17 protein-coding genes are annotated in these 15,654 nt (G+C 60.4%); 10 read left to right on the forward strand and 7 right to left on the reverse strand.

The window, feature by feature from the left end; genetic code table 11:
• The first annotated feature begins 9 nt into the window (after window positions 1–9).
• The 5 genes from ACL9RJ_RS02445 to ACL9RJ_RS02465 all read left to right on the forward strand — a co-directional run bounded on the left by ACL9RJ_RS02445 (window position 10) and on the right by ACL9RJ_RS02465 (window position 4,674).
• Window positions 10–816 carry a hypothetical protein gene (locus ACL9RJ_RS02445; RefSeq protein WP_177107507.1) on the forward strand — a complete coding sequence of 269 codons (807 nt, stop codon included), beginning with the start codon at window positions 10–12 and terminating at the stop codon, window positions 814–816.
• Window positions 817–823: 7 nt separating this feature from the next.
• On the forward strand, window positions 824–1,987 hold the full coding sequence (locus ACL9RJ_RS02450; protein ID WP_422764828.1) for an MFS transporter: 1,164 nt from the start codon (window positions 824–826) through the stop codon (window positions 1,985–1,987).
• Window positions 1,988–2,059: 72 nt separating this feature from the next.
• Window positions 2,060–2,857 carry a hypothetical protein gene (locus ACL9RJ_RS02455; RefSeq protein ID WP_103032850.1) on the forward strand — a complete coding sequence of 266 codons (798 nt, stop codon included), beginning with the start codon at window positions 2,060–2,062 and terminating at the stop codon, window positions 2,855–2,857.
• An 80-nt stretch (window positions 2,858–2,937) separates the two neighbouring features.
• Complete coding sequence (locus ACL9RJ_RS02460) at window positions 2,938–3,843, forward strand: LysR family transcriptional regulator (protein WP_042936529.1); 906 nt, start codon at window positions 2,938–2,940, stop codon at window positions 3,841–3,843.
• 120 nt (window positions 3,844–3,963) lie between these two features.
• Window positions 3,964–4,674, forward strand: a complete 711-nt coding sequence (locus tag ACL9RJ_RS02465; RefSeq protein WP_177065544.1) for a type 1 glutamine amidotransferase domain-containing protein — start codon at window positions 3,964–3,966, stop codon at window positions 4,672–4,674.
• 7 nt (window positions 4,675–4,681) lie between these two features.
• Here the strand turns inward: ACL9RJ_RS02465 and ACL9RJ_RS02470 are convergent, their stop codons facing one another.
• Window positions 4,682–5,548, reverse strand: coding sequence for an AraC family transcriptional regulator (locus tag ACL9RJ_RS02470; RefSeq protein ID WP_177065542.1), 867 nt, complete (start codon window positions 5,546–5,548; stop codon window positions 4,682–4,684).
• Window positions 5,549–5,701: 153 nt separating this feature from the next.
• Here ACL9RJ_RS02470 and ACL9RJ_RS02475 point away from each other — a divergent pair, with 153 nt between their 5' ends.
• Complete coding sequence (locus tag ACL9RJ_RS02475; protein WP_422764829.1) at window positions 5,702–6,433, forward strand: cysteine hydrolase family protein; 732 nt, start codon at window positions 5,702–5,704, stop codon at window positions 6,431–6,433.
• 36 nt (window positions 6,434–6,469) lie between these two features.
• Here the strand turns inward: ACL9RJ_RS02475 and ACL9RJ_RS02480 are convergent, their stop codons facing one another.
• Window positions 6,470–6,703 (reverse strand): hypothetical protein, encoded by a 234-nt coding sequence (locus ACL9RJ_RS02480; protein ID WP_146049187.1) that lies wholly within the window; start codon window positions 6,701–6,703, stop codon window positions 6,470–6,472.
• Window positions 6,704–6,902: 199 nt separating this feature from the next.
• Between ACL9RJ_RS02480 and ACL9RJ_RS02485 the strand changes: the two genes are divergently transcribed.
• Window positions 6,903–7,757 carry an alpha/beta fold hydrolase gene (locus tag ACL9RJ_RS02485; RefSeq protein WP_178989844.1) on the forward strand — a complete coding sequence of 285 codons (855 nt, stop codon included), beginning with the start codon at window positions 6,903–6,905 and terminating at the stop codon, window positions 7,755–7,757.
• Between the two features lie 53 nt (window positions 7,758–7,810).
• Here the strand turns inward: ACL9RJ_RS02485 and ACL9RJ_RS02490 are convergent, their stop codons facing one another.
• The 3 genes from ACL9RJ_RS02490 to ACL9RJ_RS02500 form a co-directional block, all read right to left on the reverse strand.
• Entirely contained in the window at window positions 7,811–8,020 is a 210-nt protein-coding gene (locus ACL9RJ_RS02490) for a hypothetical protein (protein WP_017128363.1), read from the reverse strand.
• A 97-nt stretch (window positions 8,021–8,117) separates the two neighbouring features.
• On the reverse strand, window positions 8,118–8,753 hold the full coding sequence (locus tag ACL9RJ_RS02495; protein ID WP_017128362.1) for a TetR/AcrR family transcriptional regulator: 636 nt from the start codon (window positions 8,751–8,753) through the stop codon (window positions 8,118–8,120).
• 70 nt (window positions 8,754–8,823) lie between these two features.
• Window positions 8,824–9,687, reverse strand: coding sequence for an NmrA family NAD(P)-binding protein (locus ACL9RJ_RS02500; protein WP_422764830.1), 864 nt, complete (start codon window positions 9,685–9,687; stop codon window positions 8,824–8,826).
• 224 nt (window positions 9,688–9,911) lie between these two features.
• Between ACL9RJ_RS02500 and ACL9RJ_RS02505 the strand changes: the two genes are divergently transcribed.
• The gene (locus ACL9RJ_RS02505) at window positions 9,912–10,496 is read left to right on the forward strand and encodes a TetR/AcrR family transcriptional regulator (RefSeq protein WP_017128360.1); all 585 of its coding nucleotides are present in this window, start codon (window positions 9,912–9,914) and stop codon (window positions 10,494–10,496) included.
• Window positions 10,497–10,746: 250 nt separating this feature from the next.
• Complete coding sequence (locus tag ACL9RJ_RS02510; protein WP_177107511.1) at window positions 10,747–11,250, forward strand: hypothetical protein; 504 nt, start codon at window positions 10,747–10,749, stop codon at window positions 11,248–11,250.
• A gap of 465 nt (window positions 11,251–11,715) precedes the next feature.
• On the opposite strand, the gene ACL9RJ_RS02515 is transcribed toward ACL9RJ_RS02510, so the two are convergent.
• Both ACL9RJ_RS02515 and ACL9RJ_RS02520 read right to left on the reverse strand, forming a co-directional pair.
• Window positions 11,716–13,254, reverse strand: a complete 1,539-nt coding sequence (locus ACL9RJ_RS02515; protein ID WP_422764831.1) for a cryptochrome/photolyase family protein — start codon at window positions 13,252–13,254, stop codon at window positions 11,716–11,718.
• 125 nt (window positions 13,255–13,379) lie between these two features.
• Window positions 13,380–13,811: a nuclear transport factor 2 family protein gene (locus ACL9RJ_RS02520; RefSeq protein ID WP_017128358.1), complete on the reverse strand. Its 432-nt coding sequence runs from the start codon at window positions 13,809–13,811 to the stop codon at window positions 13,380–13,382.
• A gap of 287 nt (window positions 13,812–14,098) precedes the next feature.
• Between ACL9RJ_RS02520 and ACL9RJ_RS02525 the strand changes: the two genes are divergently transcribed.
• Window positions 14,099–15,502, forward strand: coding sequence for an MFS transporter (locus ACL9RJ_RS02525; RefSeq protein WP_422764832.1), 1,404 nt, complete (start codon window positions 14,099–14,101; stop codon window positions 15,500–15,502).
• Window positions 15,503–15,654: the final 152 nt, after the last annotated feature.

Raw genomic sequence — 15,654 nt, forward strand, 5'->3', positions numbered from 1 at the left:
GGGCCACCGATGGAACAGCAAGCCACTTCATCCGCGCCGGTCTTCAGCCTGTACTACATCGCGATCGATACCGAAGCCGGGGTAACGGCGCAGCAGTTCGAAACCTTCGTGCGTCACAAAGGCGTGCACATTCCCAGCTATCCAGGCTGGAGCTGGACCCTGCTGCGCGGCTTGCGGGGCGAGCGGGCAGGGCAGTACCTGATGCTCTTCGAGATCGCCAGCGCCGAGCAGCGCGATCGCTACCAGGCCGCGGACGGCAACAAGACCGAACTGGCCCGGCAATTCTGGCGCGAACATCCCGAGGCGGCGGACATCCTTGGCGAATGGAAGCGCTACGGCACCTTCAGTGAACTGCCGACCCTGTACACCGACTACCGGCTCCTGGCGCAGAACAGCAAGAGCACCGTGCCCCATGGCCCGCGTTACCAGGAGCGAGAGGGCGGGGAGCTGGTGGCGCGGGTGATCGGCATCCACAATCTCGCGCTACGCCCGGATGTCCGCGCCGAAACCTTCGAGACATTCATTGCCCGCAACCACCATCGCATCGAGGATTACCCCGACTGGAAATTCCACCTGCTCAAGGGCGAGCGCGGCAATCGCCTGGACCAGTACGTGGTGATGATGGAGATCGCCAGCCTGGCGGCGCTCGATGTGTTCTACCCGGAACCGGATATCGCCACCGATGAAGCGGCGAAATTCGCCCTGGCCCACCGCGACACCAAGCAGATGTACGAGGAATGGAAGCAACTGGCCTCGTTCTCCGGTTCGCCGCAGATCTACACCGACTATCTGTCGGTGGCGCAAAGCCAGAGGTGACCGGCCTGTGAATACCCATGTACTGCACCCGCAGCGCGTTGCGAACCTGCGTCAGCAACAGGCCACGCGCGGCATCTTTTTCGTGGCCGGGCTGGGCATGGCGTCCTGGGCGCCGCTGATTCCATTCGTCAAATCCCGCCTGGACATCGATGACGGCACCCTGGGTCTGCTGCTGTTCTGCATTGCCGCGGGCTCGATGCTGGTGATGCCGTTTGCCGGCCGGGCCATCGCCAGGCTCGGTTGTCGCACGCTGATCCTGGCCTGCGCGGCCGTGTTCTGCCTGATCCTGCCGTTCATGATGTACGCCACGTCCGCCGTGGCGATTGGCGGCGCCTTGCTGGTCTTTGGCGCGGTGAATGGCCTGCTGGACGTGTCGATGAACGCCCAGGCGGTGATTGTCGAGCGCGACAGCGGGCAGGCGCGAATGTCGGGGTTTCACGGTTTCTACAGCATCGGCAGTGTCGCTGGGGCAGGGGGCGTCAGCCTGTTGTTATGGGCGGGGCTTGGGCCGTTGCAGGCGATTTCGCTGGTCGCGGTGCTGATCGCGCTGGTGGTGACGCAGGCTTCGGCTCATCTGCTGGCCAGGCGCCCCCAGGAAAGCGCCGAGTCCGGCGGCCCGCTGCAGGCGCTCGCGCATCCCGCAATCCTGTTGATTGCGCTGCTGTGCTTTTTCATCTTCATGGTCGAGGGCGCGATGCTGGACTGGTCGGCCGTGTTCCTGCACACCGAACGCAGCATGGAAAAGAGTCATGCCGGTTTTGGCTACACCCTTTACTCCATCGCCGTCGCACTGGGCCGCTTGTACGGCGACCGCCTGGTCAACGCCTGCGGTCGCCAGCGCATGCTGATGCTCGGCAGCGCGTGCGCGGCGGCCGGGTTGCTGCTGATCGTCCTGGTCGACCTGCCGGGCATCGCCCTTGCCGGATTCATCCTGACCGGTATCGGCCTGTCCAATATCGTCCCGATCCTGTTCACCGCGGCCGGTAACCGGCCCGAGGTGCCATCGAGCTTCGCGCTGTCGGCAGTCACCCTGGTCGGCTACACGGGCCTGTTGAGCGGCCCGGCGCTGATCGGCTTTGTCGCCCACCACTCGAGCCTGAGCACGGCGTTCAGCGCGGCGGTGGTGATCATGCTGCTGGTCTGTTGCAGCGCCCGGCGCCTTACCCGCTAAGGCCCTGACGGGGTCGGCCCCCGGGCCAGCCCCCTTTGTTCCGTCCCGACGTTATCATTCAATGGAGTGCTTATGAGTCAATTATCCGGTCCGGTTTTCAGCCTGCACTACATCGGCCTGAACCTGAAGAAAGGCGTCACGGCCGCACACTTCGAAAACTTCGTACGCGAACGCGGCGTGGGCATCCCGGCCTATCCGGGTTGGCGCTGGACCTTGCTCAAAGGCTTGCGCGGCGAGAGGGAAAACCAGTACCTGATGCTGTTCGAAGCTCCCAGCGCGCAGCAGTACGCCCACTACATCGACCGCAACGGCGACCAGACCGCCCATGCACGGGACTTCTGGCAGGAACATCCGCAGGTGCAGGCCCTGATTGCCGAGTGGAAGACCTTTTCCACCTTCGCCGAGCTGCCGACCATTTTCTCCACCTATTCACTGCTGGCCGAGAATACCAACAGCTCGCTGGCGGAGGGTCCGAACTACCAGGCCGGCGCGGGCCGCAAGCCCGTGGCGCGCGTGGTGGGCATCCACAACCTGGCCCTGCGTTCCGGCGTGAGCGCGCAAACCTTCGAGGACTTCATCACCCGCAATATCCATCGCGTGGAAGATTATCCGGGCTGGAAGTTTCATATGCTCAAGGGGCAGGGCGGCAACCGTCTCGACCAGTATGCGGTGATGCTGGAAATCGAAAGCCTGGAGTCGCTGAACTCCTTCCACCCCGAACTGGATGTGTCGACGGACAAGGCCCTGACATTTGTCCGCGAGCACCCGGAGAGCGAGCGCATGTACGAGGAGTGGCGGCAGTTGGCGTCTTTCTCCGGAGCGCCGCAGGTCTATACCGATTACATTACTATCGCCGGCAGTGGCAGCTGACCCAAGCGTATGGCCACATCCGCCAAGCCCTGGATGTGGCCTTGTCGAAAACGCTGGCGTCGAATTTTCTGGAGCGGCGTTTGAAAAACAGATTGGAAGGCTTGCGTATTTTTGTGGTCGCGGCGGATTCGGCCAACTTTCGCGAGGCCGCGACAAAACTGGGGGTATCGCCCCAGGTGGTCACCCGGGTCATTCGCGAATTCGAGGACGAATTGGGCGAACTGCTGTTTCATCGCAGCACGCGCGGTGTTCAACTCAGTACCTTTGGCGTGCAGTTGGTCGAGCGTGCGCGAATGGCGGTGAGCGGGGTGGATGCCCTGTATCACCGTTCGGATCTGCGGGCCGCTTCCGATCACCACGGAGTGGTGCGCCTGGCGGCCCCCGGCTCCCTGGGCCGCCAGTTCGTGGTCGATGCACTGGCCCCGCTGCTGCGCGAACATCCCGGCCTGGTCCTTGATTTGCGGCTGTCCGACGTGATCGCCGACGTGGTCGAGGAACAGATCGATGTAGGTATTCGCATAGGCCCGATGCGCGATAGCCGCTTTGTCGCGCGCGAAGTGGCCAAGGCCTTTCTGTATGTGGTCGGCTCCCCCGAACTGGTGTCTCGCGTCGGTTTGCCGAAGGCGGTCGACGACCTCCAGCACAAACCGCTCACCCTGATGATCGACGGCAATACCGGGCGCCCGTGGCCCTGGAAGTTCAGCGAAAACCGCCAGTTCATTGCCCCGGCGCCGGCGTTTATCACCAACGATCCGGAAAGCGAATGCCAGGCCGTGCTCTCGGGACTGGGCTTCGGCCAGATCGCCGGCCACCTGGCATTGCCTCATATCCGCGCCGGGCGGCTGGTCACGGCCCTGGAGTCCGACGCACCGAAGCCGATCAGCCTGTATGTCTACCGCTCGCAGCAATCTCCGGTTCCGGCCAGGGTCAGGCTGGTCTACAACAGGCTCCTTGAGGCTCTGGGGAGCGAAGCTGATCTGATGTAGGGGCCGCGACGGCATTCCTGAAAGTGGAATTCTCAACTCGGGAGGCGTTCATTGTTACCCCTGGGCGGCGATTCCATACTCGTTGACGTCGATAACTGACGTTCAACCCAAGGAATATCCATGCCTTCCGTACTCATGATTCTTTCCAGCGCAACCACCTGGAGCCAGTTGAATGGCCTCCAGCGTCCCACCGGTTTCTGGGGCGAGGAATTCATCACGCCTCATCGCCTGCTCAGCGCGGCCGGGGCCAACATCAGCCTCGCCACGCCGGGCGGTGCCCCAGCCGTGGCGGACGAGCTGAGTCTCTCCCTCGACGTGAACGGCGGTGATGCGGCCAAGGTCGCCGAACTGACGGACTATCTGCACAGGCACGCCCAGCTTCTGCGTGCGCCGAAACGCCTGGAAGACATCGACCTTGCCGACTACGACGCCATTCTCGTGCCTGGCGGCCACGGTCCCATGCAGGACCTGGCAGTGAATGAGGCGGCAGGTCGCCTGCTGACCGCGGCACTTGCCGATCCGCGCAAGGTTGTCGGGGCGCTGTGCCATGGCTGCGCGGCATTCCTGGCCGCCGGCGACGCCCGGTCCTGGCCATTCAAGGGGCGCAAGCTCACCGGCTTCAGCAATACCGAGGAAACCCAGACCGGCCTGGCCGCCAATGCTCCCTGGCTGCTGGAAGATCGCCTGGTAGCCGCCGGCGCGCAGTACCAGGCCGGCGCGCCCTGGACTTCCTACGTTGTCGTCGATGGCAACCTGGTCACCGGCCAGAACCCGGCCTCTGCGCAAGGCACGACCCAGGCCTTCCTGGAAGAGATTGCCAAGCGCCGGTAATCATCGGCTACTCATGCGGTTGCACCTGCACTGACAGCAGCGGGTCCTCCCCGCTGTTGTCGCGCTTGAGCCATTCGGCGGGTGGCGCGCCGACCACGCTGACAAAGGTCCTGGAGAACGAGGCTTGCGAGCTGTAGCCGACCGACGCGGCGATCACCTTGATCTGCACCCCTTCGCGCAGCAGTTCCTGGGCGACCTTCATCCGCCAGGCGGTGACATAACCCATTGGCGAGACGCCCATGATCCGGGTGAAGCACGCCGAGAATTTCGACCGCGACATATTCGCCAGCGCCGCCAGTTGCCCGACGGTCCAGGGCGCTTCGGGTTCCTGGTGAATCCGATTGAACACCGCGCCAAGACGCCCATCCTGCAGGGCATAGAGCAAGCCGCTGGAAATCTTCTGCTCCTTGACCGCTCGCCGCACCAACAACACGAAAATGAATTCGAGCAACAGATTGAGGGCCTTGGTCCTGCCAGGGGCCTGTTCCTCGAATTCGCCGAGCAGCGTAGCGATCACCGGAGCCAGGTTTTCCAGGCCGCTGATGGGAAATACCAGCGTTTCCTTGAGCCCGAGCGGGAAGGGCTGCAACGAATTGCGCCCGAACCGGAACGAGGCGCAGATCAACTCCGCCCCCTGCGCCGAGCTTGAGCGCAACTGGTAACGGCAACTGCTCGGACAGAACAGCACGCTGGGCTCGGTAATCGATAGCTTCGGCAGCCCGGGCTGCACCAGGTCGATATGGCCCTTGCTGATGACATGGATAAACGCCATGCCCGGCGGCTTGTCGAGCACCAGGGTGCCATCCACCTGTCCGGAAAAGAACAGCCGGCCCTGGAGGTGCGTGCGCTCGAAGAACTCGGAGAGGATATCCATGATGGAGACGACCGGGTAAAGACTCTGCACGTCCTGGCAAAAGCCCGGGCATGCGCGGCCATAGGATGAAGTTCTCGCCGCTGGCAGACAGCCACCCTAACGGATGCCACGGCGCGACGAGTAAATCCCTATAGTCGAACGGAGTCCAGCGCCATGAACAACCCTTCACCCCAGAGCACCTCACCGTATGCCGACCCGACCGACCCGGCCTTGCCCGATCCCGGCATGCGGCTCGACCTTCGCCGCGCGGCCCTGGTGGTCATCGATCCGCAGATCGATTTCCTCAGCCCCGAAGGCGTCAGCTGGCCGGTGTTCGGCAAGAGCATTGTCGAGCACGACACCGTCAAGCATATCGGCCAGTTGTTCGGCGCGGCCAAGGCTGCCGGCATCACCGTTGCCGTATCCCCGCACTATTACTATCCGTGCGACCACGACTGGCATTTCGGCGGGCCGCTGGAAAAGGTCATGCACAGCATCGGCATGTTCGACCGCAAGGGACCGCTGACACTCGACGGCTTCGAGAACTCCGGTGCCGACTTCATGCCCGAGTACAAGTCCTACATTCTCGACGGCAAGACCCTTATCGCTTCACCGCATAAAGTCTACGGCCCGGAAACCAACGACCTGGCACTGCAACTGCGCAAGCATGGCGTCTCGCAGGTCATCCTGGCCGGCATGGCGGCGAACCTGTGCGTTGAATCGCACCTGCGGGAACTGCTCGAACTCGGTTTCGAAGTGGCCGTGGTCCGTGACGCCACCGCCGGACCGACCACACCGGAAGGCGATGGCTACCTGGCGGCATTGATCAACTACCGGTATATCGCCAATGCCCTGTGGAGCACGGAGCAGGCGCTTGGGTATCTGCGGGGAAGCCGTTTGGAGTGAGGTAGGCGAAACGGTGGGTTCGACGCCATCAGCCCGTCATCTGACGGGATGCTGCGCGGCATTGCATACGCTCAGAAAGGCACTGCCCATCGCCGTCATTCGCACATCGCTGTAGGCCAACTGCTGAGTTCCCACATGGGCTACGGCTTGTGCGTAGTCGAAGCTGATCAACTGTTCCAGCGTATCGACTTCGGCGGGTTCCCTGATCTCGTTTTTGCCCTGGGCGATTTCATTCAGGAGACTGCAGAAAGCGGTGTCTTGTTTGCTCACGGTCAAGCCTCTTCCCGGTTGTATTACGCTGAGCCACGCCTGCGCGCCGGCTTCCCTGGAGAGAGGTTAGACAGGCTCCCGCGAACGTGCCAGCAGGGTCCTGGAAAGCATCACTCCTGGTGATAGCGCCCGATAACGCCGCCCTCGGCCAGACGGGTATAGGCTGAGCCTCCAATGACCGTCCATTGATGAGCACTCTATGCCACTGATTGCGTATGAAGATCTTCAGGCTCAAGACATCCCCACCTGCCTCGGTCGCTTGCGGGTACGCAGTGTCGGGCAGGGCGAGGCGATCGTGTTCTGGTCCAGCCTGCTGATGAGCGGCCGTATGTGGATGGCCCAGGTGCACCACTTCAGCCAGAGCCATCAGGTCATCCTGATCGACCCGCCGGGCCACGGTGACAGTGAAAAGCTGACGCGGGCCTTCACCTTCGCCGAATGCGCGCAGAGCGTTGTCCAGGTGCTCGACGGCCTGGGCATCGCGAAAGCCCATTTCGTCGGCAACTCGTGGGGCGGCATGATCGGGGGCACGCTTGCGGCAATGCACCCCGGCAGAGTCGGTGCCGTTATATTGATGAACTGCACCGCATCAGCGGCGGGCTGGCGGCATCGCCTGGAGTTTCCGTTGCTGGCTCGGGTGATCCGGCTGCTGGGCGGATTTCGCGGCGTCATGGTCGGCGTTGCAACGCGGGCGTTTGTCGGCCCTACCAGTGAGAAGCAACGGCCGCAGGTCATCAGCCAGATCCACCAGGCATTGAGTCAATGCGATGTCGACTCGATCGCCTGGGCAGTCGCCAGCGTGGTTCCCGATCGACCGGATCAGCGCACACTCATGGCAGCCGTCACATCGCCGGTTCTGGTGGTGGCGGGGAGAGAAGATCGTACATTCGCCGTCAGCGAAACCCGAGCCATGGCACAAGCCATTCCGGGCGCTGAATTTGTCGTGATTGAACGAACCGCGCACCTGGCGGCGCTGGAGAATCCGACCGAGGTCAATCCGCTGATCGATCGATTCCTGAAGGGCGCCAAACTGGCGGCAGGGATGCCCGGCTGACGAACAGGAAGCGGACCGGCGATAGCGCAGCCGTGTCCGCCGGGTGCAATGCTTTAGACGACTTCGTCGATCAGCGAGGTTTTTTTCGGGGTTTCCACTACCGGTGGAGTCACCGGATTCTTCAATTGGTCCCGCAGCTTTTGCAGTGCTTCTTTCTGGGCATCGGTCAAAGGTGGCGGCGGGGTGCTGGAAGGGGGGAGCGTAATCGGCGACCGATTGCCGTCAGTGTTCAGGATGGGCAGGGGGCTGTTGGTGATTTGCATGTCACTGCTTCCATGAGTGAGGGTTGAATCCAGGCTATCGACTGTTTTCCGACGAGCTTTAGAGCTTATGCTCCAATCCGTTGAAAACAGCGCCCAATCAACTGAGCGCCGTGCGGACCTCACGCAGGATTTCTTCGGCCAGCTCCGGATCGTCTACCGCGCGGGCCAGGATGATGGCCCCCACCATGCTGGAAACCTGGTGAATGGCCTGGCGACGGGCATGGCGCTTTTTCGCCTTGGCGAAGGGCAGCGTCATACTCTCGAGAACACGCTTGATATGGCGAGTGAAGGTAGGACGAACCAACGGCTCTTTGGCAATTTCCGATCCCAGAGCGGCCATCAGGCAACCATTGCCCATGTCGTCGCGATGCGCCTCGCTCAGATACTCCTGGATGTAATGCTGCATCAGCTCAGTCGACTCTTGCGCGGCTTGCAGCGGGGCAAGGGTTCTGGCTGAGGCGTCACACAAACTCTTCGCGATCAGGTCGTCCTTTGACTCGAAGTGGTTATAGAACGCGCCATGGGTCAGCCCCGTGGCCTTCATGATTTCACTGAGGCTGACACCAGAAAACCCCCGTTCGCGAAACAGGATCGATGCCTGCTGCAAAATCCTCCGGTGCTTTTCTGCTGTTTCTTCAGCGGGGTAGCGCATGGTGGTCCCGTAGATCCAATAAAGACTGAAGGGAAGAGTGTACCCATCGGGATGAGTCAGCGGAAGCATGACGACCATCATGCCAGAGTCCATGAGCGTGTCGGGCTGGAACAGCCGGATGGCCGTCCCAGCCCGATTTCCGGTGTCGGTGTCAGCTCAACACATCACGATGTTCCGCGATGAATTCAGCAGGGGTCTGCAGCGGACCACCGATGATCTGCGTGCCGATGTCATCCAGGCCTTCCAGACGCTTTTCCTGCTGGTCGACTTTCACCGCGGTAAAGTGGGTCACGTAGGCCGGATCGGCGTCCAGGCCCAGGGTTTTGACAAACTCTTGCGGTGAAACCTGCTGGAAACGTACCTCTTTACCCAGGGTGTCCGCCAGGACGCCGACCAGTTCCTTATGGCTGTACTCGATGGGCCCGTTCAGCACGTAGGCCTTGTTCGCATGAGGCTCGGGATTGGTCAGGACGCCGGCAATGATTTTTGCGATATCGCGAGTGGCGATAGGCGCAAAGCGGCTGTCCGCGTCGAACGGGGTCAGGTACACGCCGGCGCGGATCAGTGGCGCAATGTAGAGCATCCACTGGGCAAAAAAGGTGACACGCAAGTGGGTGGTCGGCACGCCGGACCAACTGAAGACCTGCTCCGACAGCCAGTGATTGAGGGTCGTCTGGCTGCGGGCATCAGGGCGCGATTGCTTGTGGGACATGTTGGCGATGATCTTCACGCCTTCTTCCTTCGCGGCTTGGGCGAAGATCGCAGCCGCTTCCACCAGGCCATTGCCCAGGGGGTAGACGAAGTAGGCACCGTCGACACCTTTCATGGCCGGGCGCAGGTCCTTCAGTTTCAGCGCATCGCCAACAAAGATGGTTGCCCCCAGATCCCTCAGTTTCTGCGAGCGCTCATCTTCACGATGAACAAAGGCATTCACGCGATGGCCGTTTTCAAGCAGATATTTGACCGTGGGAGCACCGGTGGCGCCGGTGGCACCTGTTACCAGATAGGTGTTCATGAGTTTCTCCTGAAGCATCAGACAAAAAAGGGGAGAGCGAAAATCTGTCAACGCATCCATGATGGCCATCATGTTATGTAGCGATGAAGCATGACGATCATCATGCTTCGAGACAAAGCATGATGACCATCATGTTTGATGTCAATCCCTCGATGCGAACAGTCCTGAGTCAGGACCAACTGCACAGGGTTGACTGCCAGCCTACTAGAAGGTAGGTTTGCTGAATGAACAATCGATCCAGCACCTATCATGAAATCCTCCACTGCGCCCGTACGCTGATCATTACCGGCGGCTACAGTGGTTTCAGCTACGCGGACATCTCCGAATCCGTGGGGATCCGCAAGGCCAGCATCCACCATCATTTCGCCACGAAAGTGGACCTGGTCCTCGCGCTGGTGGCGCAGTATCGCGAAGAGGCCGAAGCCGGCATCGCCGCGCTGGAACGGCATTTCCCCAATCCCGTGGACCAGTTGCGTGCCTATAACGATTACTGGCTGGGCTGCATCGACGATGCGGCGAAGGGCTTTTGTGTGTGCGCCTTGCTGGCAAGCCAGATGCCTGTCCTGCCCCAGGAAGTGGCGCTGGCGGTGAGGGCTCATTTTCGCTCGCTTTCTGCCTGGCTGACGTCCGTCATGGAGCGCGGAGCAAAGCAGGGCACCCTGGCGCTGTCCTGCGACGCCCGCGCCGAAGCCGAGACCTTCATGGCCACGGTGCATGGCGCCATGCTGTCCGCTCGCGCCTATGGCGATCCCAAGATGTTCGGGGCAATCACCCGGCCACTTATCGAAAGGCTTGTCATCACGCAGTAAAGAGGAGGGCGCCGGGCACCGTCCGTTCGTCCACTGGCGGCTTGCAAAACAACCTACCAACTAGTAGGTTGTTTTAGGTGAAGAGGCACAGCGACCAACAGGCCGGCGTCTCCGAACCGACCGCTCCAGGAGGAGAGCCGTACGCGGCAAAAATTTTTCACCGAAGAACCTACCAACTAGTTGGTAGTCAACTTAAGCGACGGATTTCGCCATCAGCGCGGTCCGAGTATTCAGAAGGAGTCAATGTCCCATGCCTCATCCCATTTCTGTCCTGGGCGCCTGCCATACCGCCATCAGTCTGGTGCCATTGGTCGCAGGGCTCTACAGCTATGTCCGCTACCAGAAAATCGAACCCTCCACCCGCTCCGCCAAGGTGTACCTCATTGGCCTGGCCGTGTCGGTAGTGACATCGTTCGGCCTATCCAGCACCGGCGGCTTCAATGCCGGCCATGCCCTGGGCATCCTGGCGTTGCTGGCGATATCCGGTGCCCTGGTGATTCCACGGATACGCCTGCTGGGACGTGCGCGGCCCTATCTGTCGCAGTTTGGGTTCACGTTCAGCTTCTTTCTGCTGTTGGTCCCGGGGATCAATGAGACGCTGACCCGCTTGCCTGCCGCTCACCCGCTGGCGGATGGCCCTCAATCCCCCCTGGTGCAGGGCGCATTGGCGGCGTGGCTGGGCATTTTTGTCGTGGGTGCCGCGCTGCAGTTCTGGTGGATTCGTTCCCAGCGCGGGAAGATGCAGACGGCCTGAGGTGGGCGAGGGCGGCGGTGTTCGTCACACCGCCGCCGTTTCACGCGCCTGATGGGGCGATTGAGCTAAGGCTCATCGAACACCCGTCGCCTTGACGAACGTCCCCGTGACGTATGTAACCGTTGAAAGCTCGACCGAGCACTCCCTGGAATTCATGTCCTTGTAGTTGAGTCTTCCGGCAAAAACCGACCTGAAATAAACCGAAGCCGTCGTACTCGGATCATCATTAAGCGTGATCTGCATTTTATCGTCGGGTAAAGTTCTATGGAGTTGTTAATAGGGCGCTCGAAACAAGCGATGGTTGTTACACTCGAAAATCATGCCTGACGGATCACTATTACCGTTGGATCAGTGCTGGGTCGACTGTTAGAAATGACAGTTTTTTATATTAAATTGAAATACCGTAGATAATAAAAACGCTTAGGACAGCTGGGCCTCTCAGCTTGCAGGCCTGACAGCGCATTTTCAAATTGACTGGCCTTCATCCAGCCTGGCCAGCAACGCCTGACCACGTTGCAAAAGAGCCCGCTGTTTGGATTCCGGCATCCGATCGAGGTTTTTATAGACCATGCCCAGGCGCTGATTAGCGCGCAACCGATCACTATGGCGCATCAGGAAGTGCCAATACAGCGAGTTGAAGGGGCAGGCATCTTCGGTGGTGCTTTCACTTACCTTATAGGCACAGCCACGACAGTAATCGGACATGCGCTTGATGTACTGGCCGCTGGCGCAATAGGGCTTGGAACCCAGGTAGCCGCCATCGGCGTGCATGACCATGCCCAGGGTATTGGGCAGTTCCACCCAATCGAAGGCGTCCATGTAGATCGCCAGGTACCAGGCGCATATTTCAGTGGGCGCAATACCCGCCAGCAGGGCGAAGTTGCCGGTCACCATCAGCCGTTGGATATGGTGGGCATAGGCATGCTCCAGGCTTTGGCCGATCGCCTGGCGCATGCAGTTCATTTGCGTTTCGCCGGTCCAGTAGAACTCCGGCAGCGACCGGGTATTCCCGAACACGTTTCCATCGGCGTAATCCGGCATCTTCAGCCAGTAGACACCCCGCACATACTCGCGCCAGCCGATCAGTTGCCGGATAAAGCCTTCGGCGGCATTCAGCGCGATGCTACCCGACCAGTAGGCTGACTCCACATCGCTGCACAGCTGACGAAGGTCCAGCAGTCCGATATTGAGCGCGGCGCTTATGCGGGCATGAAACAGAAATGGTTCATCGCTGGCCATGGCGTCCTGATAGTCGCCAAACGCCGCCAGTCCCCAGTCGAGGAAGTAACGCCACAAGGACTGGGCGTCATCGTGGGTGACCGGATAGTCGAACGTGTCGAGGGTTCCATAGTGACTGGAGAAGTGTTTGGCCACCAGCGCCAGCACCTCCCGAGTGATTGCATCCGGCGTGAAGCGCGCGGGCGCGGGAGGCCTCAACCCCCTGGGCAAGGGCTTGCGGTTTTGCGCATCGAAGTTCCAGGCGCCACCGACCGGGCTGCCGTCACCATTGAGCAATACACCATTGCTGCGGCGCATCTCGCGGTAGAAGAACTCCATGCGCAACTGCTTCTTGCCTTGCGCCCAGCGGGAGAAATCGGCGCGGGAACAGAGAAAGCGCGAGTCGACATGCCAATCGATGGTCAGGCCACAGGCCTTGAGCGATTGCTCCAGACGCCAGTCGCCACACTCGGTCAGGTGCACTTCACGTGGCTTGAGCAACGAATGCCAGCGACTCAACTCGCCGGGCACCGACCCTGTATTGAGCGGGTCATCGAGCTCGACGTAGTGCACACGCACGCCGCGCTCCCGCAATGCCTTGGCGAAATGGCGCATGGCACTGAAGATCAGCGCGATTTTTTGCGGGTGATGAGGCACATGGCTGGCTTCCTCCATCACTTCGACCATCAGCACGGCATCGTGCCCCGTGTCCAGGCCCTGCAGGGAGGCGAGGTCAAAAGACAACTGGTCGCCCAGAACGAGGCAGAGCCGGTGCGTGGTGCTCATCAATGAGGATCCAGGCCGAATAGGCATGTACAGCGGTTTCAGGGCATCGCAGGCGACAGGGCGGCGAAGTCAGTCGGATAATTGTACATAAATAAATTTATGTACAATTATTGTGAGCCCTGGATTCAGAAACGGAAAGCCTGTCGACCAATCAGCTTCCACTCACCGTGCTGTTTTTTCCAGATCTGGAAGTTTTCGATTTCGGTGGGCACCAGCACACCGCTGTTGATGGCCTGAGCCGAGAAATGGTTGCGCACCAGGGCCACGTCACCATTCATGGTGATGGTCTGGTTGAGCATCTTCAGTTCCTTGAAACCGCTTCTGCCGGTCTCGATGTCGGCGATAAATTCCTGCTTATCCTGGATCTTTCCGCTGGAGTGTCCATAGGTCAGTTTGTCATCCGCCAGCGCTTGCAGCTTGGGAATGTCCTTGTGCCACATGGCCTGGGTCAACTGGTCCACGGCTGCCGCCACATCTTTTTCGCCTGGCGCCGATGCGGCCGCTGCGTAACCGCTCAAGAGACACAAAAAACCAATAACCAGCTTGACGTTCTTCATCATGTTTCCTTGTTGTTGTGGGTGTTCGGATAGGAGGAAGGGCTGGACACCGAAGCGTTATAGGTTGTCGTACAACAATTTGGCGATTATCAAAACATCCTCCGACCCTTGTCAACACTCGGAAACGCAAAGGCCTGTAAAGGCGATTCGGAGTCTTAAGAAGCTTGAGCCGAGGGCCGAACGAGGACGGCATTTTTTGTAGGTCATCACAAATGCAGCCTCTTTTGATTTGTTGTACGATGACGTATAAGTAATGATTCCAAACCCAAAAATAATAAAGTGACGCCATGAATCTGAACGAACCCATCAACGCGCAACGCGTCAGCCAGACCGTCGGCAGATACCGCTGGACCATCTGCGCCCTGTTGTTCTTTGCCACTACCATCAATTACCTCGACCGCCAGGTGCTGAGCCTGCTGGCACCGGACCTGTCCAGGCAATTCGGCTGGAGCAATACCGACTACGCCAATATCGCCGCTGTCTTCCAGTTCGTGTACGCGATTTCCATGCTGTTCGCCGGTCGTGTGGTCGACAAGATCGGCTCCAAGGCAGGTTTCATCGTGGCGATTTGCATCTGGTCGAGCGGGGCGGTGATGCATGCCGTTTCCGTACCGGTGGGTGAGGGGATCGCCGCTGTCTGTACCGCGTTCGGTGTGGCCGCCATCCCGGTCTCGATCGCCGGCTTCATGCTGGCGCGCGCTGTACTGGCGATCGGCGAGTCGGGCAATTTCCCGACCGCGATCAAGGTCACCGCCGAATACTTCCCGAAGAAAGAGCGTTCCCTGGCCACCGGGATTTTCAACTCCGGCGCCAATATCGGCGCGATCCTGGCGCCAATCTGCGTGCCCTTGATCGCCGGCCTGTGGGGTTGGGAAGCCGCCTTTATCGTGATCGGCATGCTGGGCTTCATCTGGATGGCCTTCTGGATCGCGCTGTACAAGAAACCGGAGCTGCAAAAACGCCTGTCCGCACAGGAGCTGAGCTACATCCGCATGGATCAGGAGGTGCCGCTGGTTGCCAGCGCACAACCATTGGCGCCCGTCGGCAAGGTCTCGTGGTTCCAGTTGCTGAAGTACCGCCAGACCTGGGCGTTCGCCTTTGGCAAATTCATGACCGATGGCGTGTGGTGGTTTTTCCTATTCTGGCTGCCGACCTACCTGTCGGAGCAATACGGCATGAAGGGCGCGGCGATTGTGATGCCGTTGACGGTGCTGTACAGCATGACCATGGTGGGCAGTATTGGCGGTGGCTGGTTCCCCAGCTATTTCATGGCGCGGGGCGATGCGCCTTATGACGGGCGCATGAAAGCCATGCTGGTGATCGCGCTCTTTCCGTTGGTGGTGCTGCTGGCGCAGCCGTTCGGCCACATCAGTTTCTGGGTGCCGGTGGTGCTGATCGGCATCGGCGCCTCGGCGCATCAGGCCTGGTCGGCGAATATCTTCACCACTGTCTCGGACATGTTTCCGAAAAAAGCCGTTGGCTCCGTGGTTGGCATCGGCGGCATGGCGGGTGGCTTTGGCGGGGTCGTGCTGACCAAGATCGGCGGCTGGGTGTTCGACCACTACAAACTGGTTGGCGATATCCGCACCGGCTACATGATCATGTTTGCCGCCTGTGCACTGGCCTACCTGGTGGCCTGGAGCGTGATGAAGACACTGGTGCCGCGACACAAGGAAATCACCGACTTGTAGGTGACCGCCTCATCCCTCGGGCAGCAGTCGGACCCGCGATGAAAAAGCGCTGCCCGCCTGCTGCAAAGGTGGGCGGGGCCTGAACCGGTCACGCCTGCAATTGGCATACGTGGCGGCAGCGAGCTACAGTGGCATTTCCTGGCTAGCGTGGT

The organism is Pseudomonas sp. Mn2068, assembly GCF_049319725.1.
Lineage (GTDB): Bacteria > Pseudomonadota > Gammaproteobacteria > Pseudomonadales > Pseudomonadaceae > Aquipseudomonas > Aquipseudomonas gingeri.